The sequence below is a fragment of the Inediibacterium massiliense genome (assembly GCF_001282725.1).
Taxonomy (GTDB): domain Bacteria; phylum Bacillota; class Clostridia; order Peptostreptococcales; family Thermotaleaceae; genus Anaerophilus; species Anaerophilus massiliensis.
Window position 1 is genome coordinate 499,041 of sequence record NZ_LN876587.1, and the last position, 15,582, is coordinate 514,622.

Annotated in this window: 14 protein-coding genes and 2 riboswitches; all 14 genes read left to right on the top strand. The window is 30.8% G+C overall.

Annotation, left to right across the window (positions count from 1 at the left end; translation table 11 throughout):
• Window positions 1-80: 80 nt before the first annotated feature.
• A riboswitch (cobalamin riboswitch) is annotated at window positions 81-257 on the top strand.
• Window positions 258-436: 179 nt separating this feature from the next.
• Window positions 437-1,192: a class I SAM-dependent methyltransferase gene (locus BN2409_RS10885; protein WP_207642564.1), complete on the top strand. Its 756-nt coding sequence runs from the start codon at window positions 437-439 to the stop codon at window positions 1,190-1,192.
• Window positions 1,193-1,211: 19 nt separating this feature from the next.
• The gene (locus BN2409_RS10890; protein WP_053956662.1) at window positions 1,212-1,961 is read left to right on the top strand and encodes a class I SAM-dependent methyltransferase; all 750 of its coding nucleotides are present in this window, start codon (window positions 1,212-1,214) and stop codon (window positions 1,959-1,961) included.
• Window positions 1,962-1,977: 16 nt separating this feature from the next.
• Window positions 1,978-3,717 carry an ABC transporter ATP-binding protein gene (locus tag BN2409_RS10895; RefSeq protein ID WP_053956663.1) on the top strand — a complete coding sequence of 580 codons (1,740 nt, stop codon included), beginning with the start codon at window positions 1,978-1,980 and terminating at the stop codon, window positions 3,715-3,717.
• On the top strand, window positions 3,714-5,513 hold the full coding sequence (locus BN2409_RS10900; protein WP_053956664.1) for an ABC transporter ATP-binding protein: 1,800 nt from the start codon (window positions 3,714-3,716) through the stop codon (window positions 5,511-5,513). Before BN2409_RS10895 ends, BN2409_RS10900 begins: the two co-directional genes overlap by 4 nt.
• Complete coding sequence (locus BN2409_RS10905) at window positions 5,513-6,436, top strand: ABC transporter permease (protein ID WP_110943084.1); 924 nt, start codon at window positions 5,513-5,515, stop codon at window positions 6,434-6,436. Before BN2409_RS10900 ends, BN2409_RS10905 begins: the two co-directional genes overlap by 1 nt.
• A 12-nt stretch (window positions 6,437-6,448) precedes the next feature.
• On the top strand, window positions 6,449-7,300 hold the full coding sequence (gene nikC / locus BN2409_RS10910; protein ID WP_242847952.1) for a nickel transporter permease: 852 nt from the start codon (window positions 6,449-6,451) through the stop codon (window positions 7,298-7,300).
• Window positions 7,278-8,072, top strand: coding sequence for an ABC transporter ATP-binding protein (locus BN2409_RS10915; RefSeq protein WP_053956666.1), 795 nt, complete (start codon window positions 7,278-7,280; stop codon window positions 8,070-8,072). Before nikC ends, BN2409_RS10915 begins: the two co-directional genes overlap by 23 nt.
• Before the next feature lie 86 nt (window positions 8,073-8,158).
• Entirely contained in the window at window positions 8,159-9,133 is a 975-nt protein-coding gene (locus tag BN2409_RS10920; protein ID WP_053956667.1) for an oligopeptide/dipeptide ABC transporter ATP-binding protein, read from the top strand.
• A gap of 56 nt (window positions 9,134-9,189) precedes the next feature.
• Window positions 9,190-10,773 carry a nickel ABC transporter substrate-binding protein gene (locus BN2409_RS10925; protein ID WP_053956668.1) on the top strand — a complete coding sequence of 528 codons (1,584 nt, stop codon included), beginning with the start codon at window positions 9,190-9,192 and terminating at the stop codon, window positions 10,771-10,773.
• A 270-nt stretch (window positions 10,774-11,043) separates the two neighbouring features.
• Complete coding sequence (locus BN2409_RS10930; protein ID WP_053956669.1) at window positions 11,044-11,505, top strand: chemotaxis protein CheX; 462 nt, start codon at window positions 11,044-11,046, stop codon at window positions 11,503-11,505.
• Window positions 11,506-11,510: 5 nt separating this feature from the next.
• A complete protein-coding gene (trmL, locus tag BN2409_RS10935) occupies window positions 11,511-11,981 on the top strand; it encodes a tRNA (uridine(34)/cytosine(34)/5-carboxymethylaminomethyluridine(34)-2'-O)-methyltransferase TrmL (RefSeq protein WP_053956670.1) in 471 nt (156 codons plus the stop codon).
• Window positions 11,982-12,223: 242 nt separating this feature from the next.
• The gene (locus BN2409_RS10940; RefSeq protein ID WP_053956671.1) at window positions 12,224-13,855 is read left to right on the top strand and encodes a Na/Pi cotransporter family protein; all 1,632 of its coding nucleotides are present in this window, start codon (window positions 12,224-12,226) and stop codon (window positions 13,853-13,855) included.
• Window positions 13,856-13,949: 94 nt separating this feature from the next.
• Window positions 13,950-14,798: a DegV family protein gene (locus BN2409_RS10945; RefSeq protein ID WP_053956672.1), complete on the top strand. Its 849-nt coding sequence runs from the start codon at window positions 13,950-13,952 to the stop codon at window positions 14,796-14,798.
• A 132-nt stretch (window positions 14,799-14,930) separates the two neighbouring features.
• Window positions 14,931-15,035, top strand: a riboswitch (glycine riboswitch).
• A gap of 152 nt (window positions 15,036-15,187) precedes the next feature.
• Window positions 15,188-15,574, top strand: coding sequence for a GrdX family protein (locus tag BN2409_RS10950; RefSeq protein ID WP_053956673.1), 387 nt, complete (start codon window positions 15,188-15,190; stop codon window positions 15,572-15,574).
• Window positions 15,575-15,582 lie beyond the last annotated feature (8 nt).

A 15,582-nucleotide genomic window follows, 5' to 3' on the forward strand; every position in this document is an offset into this window, starting at 1 on the left:
AATATTTGACTATATAGTAACAATATAGTTTATAATGAATAATGTCAAATGAAATTCATAAAGGTATATTTGTAGTAGACAATTTTATAGGATCATAAATTTTGATAGAGCAATCTATCTTCAGGGAATCAGGTGAAAATCCTGAACAGTCCCGCTGCCGTATAAGCTAGCTTATGCAGATGCCACTGGAAATACTGGGAAGGCGCATAAAGTGACAAAGCTTGAGTCGGAATACCTGGTTTATGATTTGTATAAAAGATTTTTTACGAGCGATGAAAAATCTTAGAGAGATAGTGTCTCTGATTTTTTGTACCCTTGTAAAAGGGTACTTTTTTATTTTATAAGGGCAGGAGATGGTGGAGGGGGTATACAAGAATTTTTAACATTGATAATGATACTAAATATTATTGTTAAGGTAAAAAGTAAGGATGGTAATATGAAGAAATATATTTATAATTACTGGGAAGAAGAAGCAGATTGGTATGATGAAACGCTTCCTTCAAATGTGAAATATGAGGATCTATTGAAAGGTTTGGCTAACTATATTTTTTCTTATATTCCAGATATTGAAAAAAAACAATCATTAAATATATTAGAGTTAGGCTGTGGAACAGGAAGGTTGTTGATAGAATTATCTAAAACTCATCACAACGTAATGGGAGTGGATATATCTTGGAATATGCTAAAAATAGCAAAAGATCATGGGAAAATTTTAAATGTTCCTATTGAAGTGTATCAGATGGATGTACATTCTATGCTATTTGAAGAGGATTCATTTGATTTATTAGTTGGAAGCAATGTTGTTTGGACTCTTGAAAATCCAGTCAAAGCCTATGAAGAATGGTATAGAGTACTAAAGCCTCAAGGAAAGTTAATAGTATTGGATGCAAATTGGAATTTATGGCGGTATAACCCGTTAGAAAGAAAGAAGTATCAACAATACCAAGAGTATCTAATCCATAAATATGGCAGAGGGACACATACATATAAAGACTTATTTTATGGAGAAGAAATTGATAAAAAAACATACTTAAGTGATAAGTATAGACCAGATTGGGATATAGATGTACTCAAAAGTATTGGTTTTCATAATATTCAAATTCAACATAGTGTTTCTGACATTATATGGGATTCAAAGACTATTGAATTAAATCATTTGACACCACCATTTATGATTTGTGCACAAAAATAATAAAATAGGAGGAATATATATGGATTTTGGAAAAAGAATTAAACAATATTGGGAAGGGGAAGCAGATATTTATAGTGTTTGTATAGAAGAGGAATTAGGAAACTTTCAAAGAGAGGCATGGAAAAAAATAGTATTAGAGTATGCACCCAAAAAACAATGTTTAGATATCCTTGATATCGGAACGGGCCCAGGATTTTTTCCTATTGTTCTTGGAGAGGAAGGACATCATGTAACAGGAATTGATATAACAGAAAATATGATTTCTTATGCAAGAAAAAATGTTGAGAGGGCTGGAAGTAAAGCAAATCTTTTAACAATGGATTGTCATAATTTAGAGTTTGAGGATGATACTTTTGATTTGATTGTGTGTAGAAATTTGACTTGGACATTAGATAATCCTATTCAAGCCTATGAAGAATGGCATAGAGTATTAAAACCTTCAGGAAGATTATTAATTTTTGATGCCAATTGGTACTTGCATTTATTTGATGAGAAGCTAAGAGAAAAATACGAAGAAAATGAAAAAAAACTTATTGAAAAATACGGAAGAAAAACACATAATCATAAAAACAATGTAGAAGGAGATGCGCTTAGCAAAAAGTTGTTTATGAGTAATAAAGTTCGACCACAATGGGATTTGAATCAATTGATTCAAATGAAATTTTCAAAAGTCTTTTCAGAAATTAATATCGTAGATCAAGTTTGGGATGATATGGGAAAAGAATTAAATGCAACGACTCCACAATTTTTAGTGGGAGCAGAAAAATAGGCAAGGTGGCTTAAAGATGGGTGGAAACTATTTAAGATTAGTGACTTTTTTAAAACAAGCGAAAAAAGAAACTTTGTGTAAAGTTTTTTTGGGACTGTCTATAATTGCTTTAAATTTTATGCAAGCAATGCTTCTTGCAAAAGGTATTAGTAATGTCATTGAAAGATGTAGCTTTATGAAGATGATTACTTATTTGATGATGATTGTTTTGGTAATTATAACAAAATGTTATTTGATACGATATCAAGAAGGTTATGCAAAAAAAATGGCTGCAAAGATTAAAGGAATGATTAGAGAAAAATTACTAGATAAGTTAATGGTATTAGGTCCCGCATATCAAAATAAGAAAAGAAGTGGCAATATCCAATCTTTAATTACAGATGGAGTGGAATCTTTTGAAACTTTTCTAGTGTATTACATTCCCCATGGGATAGTTGTATTTATTGCAATAAGTTGTGCGATTACATATATGATTCAATTAGACAAGATTGTGGGGGTTGTGATTATATTCATGGGGCTTTTATCTATTTTGATACCTCATTTCCTTATGCCAGCCATTTCTAAAATTATGATTGAGTATTGGAAGTCTTATGCATTTTTAAATGCACAATATATTGATTCTATGCAAGGAATGAGCACTTTAAAAGCTTTTGATGCTAGTACAAGAATAGGAAAACAATTGGCTAGTGATGCCCGAGATTTTGCGAAGGAATCTATAAAAAATACAGGAATGTCTTTGGCAGATTCTGCAATAATTGTGTTTTTTACTATGTTAGGTACAGCATTGGCAGTATTGATAGGAGCTTTTCATATGTCAAATGGACAACTTGGATATAATGAGCTATTGATTATATTATTTTTATCTGGTGAGTGTATGAAGCCTTTTTATGAGTTAAATACGTATTGGCATGGAAGTTATTTGGGTTTTTCTGTTGCAGAAGAGTTATACCAGATTCTTGATGAACCATTAAAGCAAGGAGATCATACGAAGAATAAGGTTGTATCTAGTAAGAACCTTAATATAAAGTTAGATGGTGTATTTTTTAGATACAATGAAGATTCAGGCTATGTATTAAAAGATGTAAATATGGATATGCAGCCTGGAAGTATGACTGCAATTGTAGGGGAATCTGGTTCAGGAAAGTCAACTATTGTCAATCTACTATTGAGATTTTTTGATACAGAACTAGGAGAAATCAAATTAGATTCTATAGATATTGAAGAATATGATATTTCGTATTTAAGAAATCAAATTGCAGCAGTATTTCAAGATACATATTTGTTTTATGGGACAGTTAAAGAGAATTTACGTATGGCAAATCCCCATGCAACAGAAGAAGAAATCATAGATGCAGCCAAGGTTGCCAATGCACATGATTTTATTATCAATCTTCCAAATGCTTATGAAACTGTGGTAGGAGAAAGAGGTGCTACTTTATCTGGTGGACAAAGACAGAGAATCTCTATAGCAAGAGCAATTTTAAAGAATGCACCTATTTTAATTTTGGATGAAGCTACTTCAAGTGTGGATATGAAAAGTGAGAAATTAATTCAAGATGCTTTAGAAAAATTGATGAAGAATAAAACAACTATTGTAATTGCTCATAGATTATCTACCATAGAAAAAGCAGATAAAATATATGTGCTAAAAGACGGAAAGGTCAAAGGGGAAGGAACACACGAAGAACTTTTATGCAACTGTGAAACGTATCAAGGACTTATTCGTGCACAGGAAAATATAGGAGAAAACATATGAATACGAATAAAAAAACTATAAAAAGTAATAAATATCGATTTACTTATATTATGAAACTTTCTAAAAAACTACATGTTTATCTACCGAGAGTGATTGGGGCAATTGTAAGTGGAATTTTAAACCATCTTTTTACTATTGCGATAGCGGCTATATCTGCTTACATGGTTGGTTTAGCTGTACAAGATAAATTAAAGGATTGTTTTTTTGTTCTTGCAAGTACTATGGTTATTTGTTTGATTATGAGAGTGATTGCATATTTTAGTGAAATGTGGCTTGCTCATGATGTGGCATTTAAAGTATTAGCTGATTTTAGAATTATGCTTTTTCAGTCCATAGAGAAAGTTTCACCAGCAATTTTATTAGATATGAGATCAGGACAGCTAGCTTCTACTTTAATGAGTGATGTAGAACTATTAGAATGGTTTTTTGCCCATTCTTTTGGAAGTACCCTTGTTGCTGTGATCGTACCTATGGTTTTAATTGCTTTTATGGGATGGATTCATCCCATATTTCCAATCATGATGCTTATATTTTTAGGAGTACTTGTTAGTATACCTTGTTTATTAAAGGATAAGGCTGATCGTCAAGGCGAAAAAGTAAGGTGTCAGTTAGGAGATGCAAGTGCAGTAACGGTAGAAGGCATACAAGGGATGAAAGAGATTTTGACATTGAATTATCTAAAAAAATATAAAGAAAAAAATAAAAATTATATGAAAAAAATGTATACTAGCCAATTGGAGTATGGAAAAAGGTTAGGAACAGAAGGAGCTTTGATACAAGGGGTATTAGGGATTGCAACACTTAGTATAATGGGAGTTGCTGCTATGTTAGTAGTACAGGGGAAAATGGAATTTGAATGGTTTCCAGTAATTGTGATTTTATCAGGTATGACATTTAATCCAGTGATTGAAATATGTAATACAGCACGCAATTTTGGACTTATATTTGCTGCAGCCAATAGAGTGTTTTTAGTTTTAGAGGCAGAGCCTTTAGTAAAAGATGAAGGAGAACATATAAACAATAAGGATATATATCCTAAAATTTGTTTTGAAAATGTATCTTTTTGGTATCAAGAGAAACAAAAAAAAGCTGTTAAAAATATAAGTTTTAAGGTAGATCATGGAGAAACGGTAGCGTTAGTAGGAGAATCAGGAGCAGGAAAAACTACCTGTATGAATTTACTTTTAAGATATTGGGATGTTAAAGAAGGACGAATATGTATTGGTGATAAAAATATAAAAAATATTTCATTATCAAATTTGCGTCAAATAACCTCAGCTGTATTACAGGAAGTTTATTTATTTAATACAACCATACGCGAAAATATTAAACTAAGTAATCCTGAAGCTACAAATGAGGATGTAGAGAAAGCTTGTAAATCTGCTTTAGCACATGATTTTATTATGAAATTTCCAAAGGGTTATGATACTGTAGTAGGAGAAAGAGGAACGTCTTTATCAGGAGGACAAAGGCAAAGAATTGCAATTGCTAGGGCTATATTAAAAAATGCTCCTATTTTAATATTAGATGAAGCTATGTCTAGTTTGGATACAGAAAATGAAAAAGAAATACAAAAAGCTTTAAAAACAAATTTTCAAGATAGGACAATTTTAGTTATTGCACATAGATTGTCTACGATTCAACAAGCTGATCGTATTATATTTATTCGGGAAGGAAAAATTGAAGAAATAGGTTCTCATGATGAATTAATGAAAAAAGATGGATTCTACAGACAGATGATTTCCTCTCAATTTAAAAAAGTCAATGCAAAAATGCCTATTGAGGTGATGGGATAATGAAATATATATTTCACAGAATACTTCTTTTGATTCCAATATTGTTTCTTTTATCTATTATTACATTTTCTTTGAGTCATGTTTCTTCAGGTGATCCAGCTAGAGTGATTGCAGAAAAAGAGTATGGAAGACCAACATTAGGACAAATTCAAAAAATAAGAATAATGCATGGATTAGATAAACCTTTTTATCAGCAATATATTTTTTGGATGAAAAAAGTATTAAATAAAGATTTTGGTATTTCATATAAAACATCGAGACCAGTTATGGAAGAAATACAAGAAAGAGTTACAATTACTATAAAGTTATCTTTGGTAGCATTTTTAATTCTAATAGGTATTGCTATACCTATGGGAATATTTTGTGCTCTCTATCCAAATAGTTTATTGGATAAAATGTGTCAAGTAGTGTCTTTTACGAGTGTTTCCATTCCATCATTTTTAGTAGGACTTATTCTACTCTATATTTTTGGTGTAAAGCTACAATGTATTTCTGTTTTAGGTTGTATGCAAGATTATATTATGATTCCAGCTTTTACACTTGCTTTTAGTTATATAGGTATTGTGATAGGACTTATAAACACCAGCATGAGGCAAGTTCTAAAACAAGATTATATTCGTTCTGCAAGAGCAAAAGGTATTGGAGAGTGGAAAATTATATTCAAACATAGTCTAAAAAATGCTATTTTACCTGTTATGACACAAATGAGCATGATATTTTGCAGTTTTTTATCTGGTTCTGCTATTATTGAATCTATTTTTTCGGTACAAGGTCTTGGGAAGCTCATATTAGATTCAGTTGCTGTAAAAGATATTCCTGTCATTCAAGCTTTTGTAATGCTTATAGCCATTTTTATTGTACTTATAAATCTTATGATTGATATTTTATATCAAATGATTGATCCTCGTATTAAGTTAGATTAAGGAGGAAATAAGTTGTTTAGAATAACAAAACGAATTTTCAAATCAGATTTTTGGTACTTCTTTTTTAAACAGAAAAAAAGTATTTTAGGATTTAGTATTATTATTATTTTATGCTTTGCAGCATTATGTGCACCGTGGATTGCTCCAAATGATCCTTTAGAGGTAAATATTGCAAACAAATTGCAACATCCCAATGCTCAATATTGGTTGGGGACAGATAACTTAGGAAGATGTGTGGTTTCAAGGCTGATCTTTGGAACAAGAAATTCTTTGTTTTATAGTGTGATTGTACTGATTATTACATTGGGGATTGGTATTCCTATTGGAATGGTTTCGGGATATATAGGTGGAAAAGTAGATTTGGTAATGATGAGAATAATTGATTTGGTATTGGCATTACCTAGTTTTATGGTGGCACTTGCTATTGCAGGTGTATTAGGTCCTAGTACAAAAAATATGTTACTAGCCATGTGTATGGTATGGTGGTCTGGGTATGCTCGATTTTTTAGAGGACTTACTATACAAATGAAAGAAAGTGATTACATAATGGCTGCTATATCAGGAGGATGTAGTCATATTCAAATTATTTTTAGACATTTATTGAAAAATATGATTCCACCTATTATTATATTGGCCACATTGGAGATAGGATCTATCATATTGGCTATAGCAACATTTTCATTTATTGGACTAGGTATTCAACCACCTATTCCTGAATGGGGAATTATGCTAAGTGATAGCAAAGATTATCTACAATCTTATCCACAGCTTATGTTTTATCCTGGAATTGTTATTGTAGTGACGGTAATGTCCTTTAATCTTTTAGGAAGAGGGATGAGAAATGCAATGCAGACAACAAAGTGATGTTTTAAAGATTAATAATCTTCATATTGAATTTAAAGTGCAAAAGGGTAGCATACAAGCAGTAAGAGGTGTAAATTTAGAAGTAAAAAAAGGAACTATAACAGCTTTAGTAGGAGAAAGTGGTAGTGGTAAATCAGCTACAGCTTTAGCCATAATGGGGCTTATGGATTCAAATGCAAAGGTTACCAAAGGTGAAATTTATATAGATGGAATTCAAATAAGTTCTATTTCAAAAAAAGATAGAAAAAAAATATGTTCCTCTTATGCAGGAATCATTTTTCAAGATCCATTAAATTCTTTAAATCCATTGTATACTATTGGAAACCAATTGATGGAGAGTATTTTAGCTAGAAAAGAAATGTCTAAAGAAGAGGCTTTAAAAAAAGCTATAGAACATCTAAAAAAAATGCAATTTCATAATCCTCAAAGTCTTATGCATAAATATCCTTTTGAACTGAGTGGAGGCATGTGTCAGCGTGTTATGATTGCAATGGCTACGATTTTTATGCCATCACTACTTATTGCAGATGAACCTACAACAGCTTTAGATGTCACTGTACAAGCTGAAATTTTAAAGCAAATTTATAATATGAGTAGAAAAAACAACACTGGAGTGTTGTTTATAACACATGATTTGAGTGTAGTAGCAGAAATAGCAGATGAAGTTTTTGTAATGAAGGATGGAATGATTGTAGAAAATCAAAGTGTATATGAAATTTTTCATAAACCAACACATCCATATACAAAACAACTCATTCATTCTATTTTATAATCTATAGAAAATGATGTAATGGATAAAATTATTTTAAATTATAAATCTTTTGAATGAAAGATTTTGTTCTAAAGGAGTTAAATCATATGTCTGCTTTGATAGAAATAAATAAAGTTACAAAATATTATCCCAAAAAAAGGTCATTTTTAAAAAAAGAGAATCAAATTTGTGCAGTAGATGATGTTTCTTTAAAAATTGAAAAAGGAAGAACACTTGCTCTTATAGGAGAAAGTGGGAGTGGTAAGACTACTTTAGGAAAAATGATAGTTGGATTAGAAAAACCTACAGGGGGACAAATTTGTTTTAAAAAAAAAGATATTACCCAATTATCGCTAAAAGAAATGAAGCCTATTAGAAAGGATATGCAAATTATTTTTCAAAATAGTGCAGGAGTATTTGATCCATCTTATACAATTGGAGAGAGTTTAAAAGAGATTCTAAAAAATTATTTCCATATGTCTAAAAAAGAAAGTCAATGGAAAGTAGAAGAAATGCTTTGTGCTGTGGGATTGAATCAAACTTATGTACATCGGTATATCAATGAATTAAGTGGGGGACAAAAACAAAGAGCTAATATTGCACGAGCTTTAATGATTCATCCTGAATTTGTAGTGTGTGATGAGCCTGTATCAAGTTTAGATTATTCTCTTAGAAAACAAATATTAAACTTGCTCAATGATATGAAGGATTGTTTCAATACTACCTATTTATTTATAACCCATGATTTATCCAATGTATCATATATAAGCGATTGTGTGGCAATTATGTATAAAGGAAGTATTGTAGAGTATATAGATTGGACAAATAATATGGATAAGTCTATAAGACACCCATATACAAGACTATTATTCCATTCTATACCTGTAAAAGACCCTTTGCATAGAAAAAGAAGGCAATTACCTATTATATTGGAAGATGTAGAAAATATATTGCATGAAAGAGGCTGTAAGTTTTATGGAAGATGTCCATACAAAACAGATCAGTGTAAAATGGAGCAGCCAGTTTTAAAAGAGTTTGAAAAAGGACATAAAATTGCTTGTCATAATATGGAATATATATAAGAGTAAGTTGAAGTAAGCGTAGATATTTCCTAAAAAAATATGAGAGGAGATAAGATATGAGAAAAAAACAATGGGTTAAAAAATTAGCTTTAGGAGTAATATCTTTAATGATGATTGCTACAGTAGGGTGCACATCTATGCAAAATGTAAGTTCAAGTAATACTCCTAATGAAGATAAAACTATAACCATACTAGAAAGCAGGGCGCTAAATCCTGACGTAGGAGAAGCACATACTGGATCAGCTGCAATTTCTTTATATGAAGCTATTTATGAACCTTTGATAAAGTATGGAGAAAAAGGAAAATATGAACCTGCTCTTGCGCAAAGATGGGAAATGAGTGAAGATGGTAAATCCTATACTTTTTATTTGAGAAAAGATGTTAAATTTTCTGATGGAGCAGATTTTAATGCAGATAGTGTTATTTTAAGTGCCAAAAGATGGGATCCTCATAGCTTTTCTTCGCCTATGACTGGGATTGAAAAGATAGATGATTATACTATTCGAATTAGTTTTGAGAAAAAGAGCTATCCATGTTTGACAGAATTTACTTATCCTAGACCTTATCGTATCTCTAGTCCAAATGCTTATGATGATAAAACTGGAAAATTTAAAGGGATGATTGGAACAGGTCAATGGATGATTGAAAGTTATAAGTCTAATCAAGAAGTAGTATTGGTGCCAAATCCTTATTATTATGGAGAAAAGCCTAAAGTAGAAAAGCTTGTTTTAAAAGAAGTACCTGATGGGCAATCTCGTCTTATGGCACTTCAAAGTGGAGAAGCTGATATTTCTATAGCTTCTATACCTACTGAAAATTATCAAGTAGTTAGGGATGATAAAAATCTAGATATTTTTGAAAAAGAGGGAACTATGGGATTTTACTTAATTATGAATTATGAAAATCCTATTTTTCAAGATATAAATGTTAGAAAAGCTTTGAATTATGGAATTGATAAAAAAAGTATAGGAAATGACCTTTTAAATGGAGAAGGAACAGAGGCGAAAGGACTTTTGCCACAAACAGTTCCTTATGTAACGAACCAAAATAGTAAAGGATATCCATTTGATACAAAAAAAGCAGCAGAGCTACTTGCAAGTTCAGGATACAAGGATACAGACAAAGATGGAATATTAGAGAAAGATGGAAAGAAATTGTCTATTCGTCTTGTATTTCAAACAGAAGAATATGCTTCTTGGAAATCTTTGTGTGAGTATTTGCAATCGGCATATGCAAAAATTGGAATAGAAGTAAAACCTGTGCTTTTGGAGTCAGCGGCTTATTATGATGCCATTTGGAAGACTCGTGATTATGATTTGATTATTTATCGTACTTATGAAGATTCATGGAATCCTCATGGATTTTTAAGATCATTATTTTATCAATCAAAAGGTGAAAAAAGTGTATGTTGGTATGACGAAGATTTAAATAAAAATTTAGATCAAGTAATTACCATTATGGATGAAAAAGAAAGACAGAAAAAATATGATGAAATTTTTAAATATATAGAAGAATCTGCTGTGACAGTACCTTTATATTATCCTAAAGTACAATATGTATATAATAAAAGACTTAAAAATATCATTGCAGCTCCAACTTCTTATGAGGCAATAGAATGGCAATTGATAGAGAAAAAATAGCTGAGGATTTTCCTCAGCTTTTCTATTGATCTTGTATATTTTTATGATGATATGGCTAGTGTATAGATAATGATAAAAGGGGTGATCATTTGAGAAAAGACAGAAGAATAAAAGAACCTAGTGCTACTATTATGAAAGATACAAAAGAAGAAGTTAAAAGAATTTTTAGTAAAACTGCATGAACATAGTGTGAAAAATGTAGAAAAAAGAGATAAAAATATGATATAATGACAAAAGCATATAGGATAAGTGAAGAGGGGGGATTTCAAGATGAAGGTAGAATGGATTAATCCTTTTATTGAAGCGAGTAAAATGATCTTAGAGCAAATGGCAAATATATCTTGTGATAAAGGAAAAATTTATGTAAAAGATGGATCTTTTGATGCTCCTGATGTGATGATTTTAATAGGACTTACAGGGAAATTGAAAGGGCAAGCTATTTTAGGAATGAATGAAGAACTGGCAAAGGAAATTGCTTCTCATATGATGTGTGGGATGCCTGTAAATGACTTAGATGAAATGGCAAAAAGTGCCATATCTGAACTTGGAAATATGATTTTAGGAAATACCGCTACCCTCCTTAGTGATCAAGGTTTTGAGGTAGATATTACGCCTCCAACGCTCTTGGTAGGAAAAAAAGTTTCAATTTCTACAAATTCTAATCAAACAATTACTGTACCTTTAAATACAGATTATGGTATAATTGAGCTAGATATTGCAATAAAGGAGTAATGAGTATGGCGATTAATGTAGTTTTATTTGAACCGGAGATACCCCCAAACACAGGAAATATTGCAAGAACTTGTGCTGCTACAGGGAGCAGTCTTCATTTAATTGAACCCTTAGGATTCTCAGTAGATGACAAGCATTTAAAAAGAGCAGGATTGGATTATTGGGATTTGTTAGATTTACATATTTACCAAAATTTAGAAGAATTTTTTGAAATACATCCAAAAGGAAAATTTTTCTTTTCTACAACAAAAGGAAACCAATTCTATACAGATGTGACTTATGAAGATGAGTGCTTTTTAGTATTTGGAAAGGAAACGGCAGGGCTACCCAAGGAGCTACTTCATAAAAACATGGACAAAGCTATTAAAATTCCCATGATTGAAAATGAAAAGGCTCGATCTTTAAATCTTGCAAATTCAGTAAATATTGTGCTCTATGAGGCTTTAAGACAAACTGGGTTTATGCATTTAAAATAGAGAGGTAAAACTCTCTTTTTTTATGGAATATAAATAATTCTTAAAATTCTAAAAAATAAAAATACTATTTTGTATTTATGGTATGATATAAAACAATAAAGCAAAGAGAATAATAATGATTATAAACATTATTTTTAATTCGACATATTTTAATAAATTTAACATAGATTTAACAAAAATAATACAAAATAGTGTATTATAGATAAGGTGTGAATGCACAATAGAATATAGGAGGGGCATAAATGGAAATATTTTTTGGAGTACTTGGAGGATTAGGTTTGTTTCTTTATGGAATGACCATAATGGGAGATGGTTTACAAAAATCTGCTGGGGATAAGATGAAGAGAATCATCGAGGTACTTACAAATAACAGAATTATGGCCGTCATTATTGGATCATTAGTGACTATGATTATCCAAAGTAGTAGTGCGACTACTGTAATGGTAGTAGGATTTGTAAATGCAGGGATTATGAATCTTACTCAAGCTACTGGAGTGATTATGGGAGCCAATATTGGGACAACTGTAACAGCTCAGATTGCATCATTAGAACTTAGTTATATTGCTCCTGCTGTAGTAGGTCTTGCAGTAGTAATTTGGCTTTTTACAAACAATAAAAAGACGAAAAATATGGCAGAAATTTTTATAGGCTTTGGGATATTATTTATAGGTATGGATTTTATGAAAGAAGCTGTGAAGCCTCTTCGTGAATATGCAGGATTTAGGGACATGTTATTAAGCTTTGGCAGTGGTACTTTTACAGATTCTTTAATGGCCATATTTACAGGATTTTTTATTACTGCAGTTGTGCAAAGTAGTAGTGCTACTACAGGAGTTTTAATTGCTTTGGCGAGTGAAGGACTTCTTCCTATAGAGGCTTCTTTGCCAATTATATTTGGAACCAATATAGGAACTTGCGTGACAGCCATGTTATCTAGTATTGGGGCAAATCGTACAGCGAAAAGAGCTGCATTTATTCATTTTACTTTTAATGTAGTTGGAACGATTCTTTTTATGTTACTTTTTAAGAATGTAACAGTAGTTGTTGTACAGAAATTTTCTCCAACAGATGCAGCAAGACAATTGGCAAATGCTCATACATTATTTAATATTATGAATACTTTTTTATTGCTTCCATTTGCACCGTTATTAGTGAAATTAGCAAATAAGGTGATTCCTGTAAATGCAGCAGAGCAAAGAGATCAAATAGGTGTAAGCCATTTAGATGATAGAATGTTAGAAACTCCATCTATTGCTATTGTGCAGGTGATTAAAGAAATTTTAAATATGGGAGATTTAGTGTTAGAAAGTTATAAAACTTCTATGGAAGCTTTCTTTGCACAAAGTGAAAAGTTAGCAGATAAAACTTTTGCAACAGAAAAAATAATCAATAGAATGGAAAGACAAATTGCTGAATATTTAGTAAAGCTATCTAACACTCCTTTGTCTGGAAAGCAACATGAATTGATAGATGGTCTTTTTAATACCATTAATGATATTGAAAGAGTAGGAGACCATGCAGAAAATTTAGCAGAACTTGCTATATTTAGTTCAGACAATAGGTTAATGTTTAGTGAAAAAGCTTTTAAAGATTTAAAAGATATGCATGATCGAGTAATTAAGTCTTATGAGCAAGCAATACTAGCATTAAGAATAGGAGATGTAAATCTTGCAAGAAGAGTTGTAGAAAGAGAAGGAGAAATTGATCATATGGAAAAATTCTTGAGAGCAAATCATATTGCAAGATTAAATAAGCAACAATGTGCACCAAGTGCAGGAATTATATTTTTAGATATTATTAGTAATTTAGAAAGAATAGGAGATCATGCAGCAAAAATTGCTTTTTCAGTTATTGATTCAGTAGATAAAAGATAGACTTCTTTATATAAAGAAGTCTATTTTGTTGTAAAATTTCTACATAAATAATAAAATAGAAGAAGAAAACAATGTACTAGGGGAGGAGATTAACGTGAAACCTATAAAAATTATGACTACGAGTCTAGCAGATGTGCCAAAAGAATTAGCAAAAGAATACGATATTACAATACTACCACTTTGTATAAGATTTGGAGAGGAAGAATTTAAAGATGGTGTAGATTTACATGGAGAAGAATTTTTTCAAAGACTAAAAGATACTGGAGAAGTTTCACAAAGTTCTCAAATCTCTCCAATTATTTTTATAAAAGAGATGAAGGCTATTTTAGAAGAAGGATACCAAATCATTTTAATTAATGGTTCTTCTGGAGTAAGTGGTACCCATGAATCATCTATTATGGCTAAAAATGAAATAGGAAGCGAAGATATCACCATTATTGATACTTTAGCTTTATGTTATGGATGTGGAATGATTGTAGTAGAAGCGGCTAAAATGGCCAAGGAAGGAAAATCAAAAGAAGAAATTGTTAACAGGGTAGAAGAAATGAAAGAGAAGGTAGATCATATCTTTTCTGTAGATACATTAGATTATTTACAAAAAGGAGGAAGGCTGAGTCCTACAAAGGCTACTATAGGAAAAATTTTAAATGTAAAGCCTATATTAACTATAGAAGATGGAAAAGTAGAACCTTTTGATAAAGTAAGAGGAAGCAAAAAAATTATTCCAAGAATGATAGAGCTTGCACAAGAAAGAGGTCTTAAGAAGGGATCTGATTATATTTGTGTAGCTCATGGAGGAAATAAAGAAAATTTTAAAAAATTAAAGGAAGAAATCATAAAAGTATTTGAGCCTAAAAATATGATAGAAATGGAAATAGGATGTACCATAGGAACTTATACAGGACCAGGTTTATTAGCTATTTTATATATAAAAAATGAATAAATCAAAATCATATAAAAGTAATAATATGAAAAAAATGTTAAAAACATATTGTCAATAGTAATGATTTTATAATATAATGATTATAAAGATAATTAATAATAAAAAAAATTAAATAAAAATTCTTAATTCTGGGTGAAAAATGCGGGAGAGAATCCATAAAGGATCGCCGAAGGGACAAGCGAAAGATATTGCCTATCTTTTTGTGAAATTCTCAGGCTAAAGGACCGTATTTGGACGGAACTCTGGAAAGCTTATAAAGCATCAAAGGAGTATGATTTCAATTAAGGAGAGACTGTTAAGTTAAAGACAGAGACATATGGCAATTCTATATTTGTCATGTGTCTTTTTTGTATAAATGAAGAAACCTTTTCCTAAAATGAGGTGAAAAGATGAAAGAAACCATTATCACAAATAATCCTAAAGTTTTTGAAGGAAATCAAGGAAAAACGGATATAATCTATTTAGAGGATGTCCCTTATCTTTCAGTACTTTTATTGGCGAGAGATAAGATTCATAAAGGATATAAACTTTTGACACATCCTTTATCTGGAAGTGTAAAACCTAATGAAACACCTTACAAATCTATTGCAATAACCAAAGAGAAGGGAGAAGTAGATATAGATTCTATAAAAATAATAGAAGAAAGTATTCAAACGGTTCAAAAATTTTTAAGGACAAAAAAAACTCCTTGTTGGACAAAAAAAATTTTAAAGGACTTTCAACTGATCGATTATTGTTTGATTCAAAGTGCAATTGAAAGTATGAAGCAATTTTAGTAAAATTT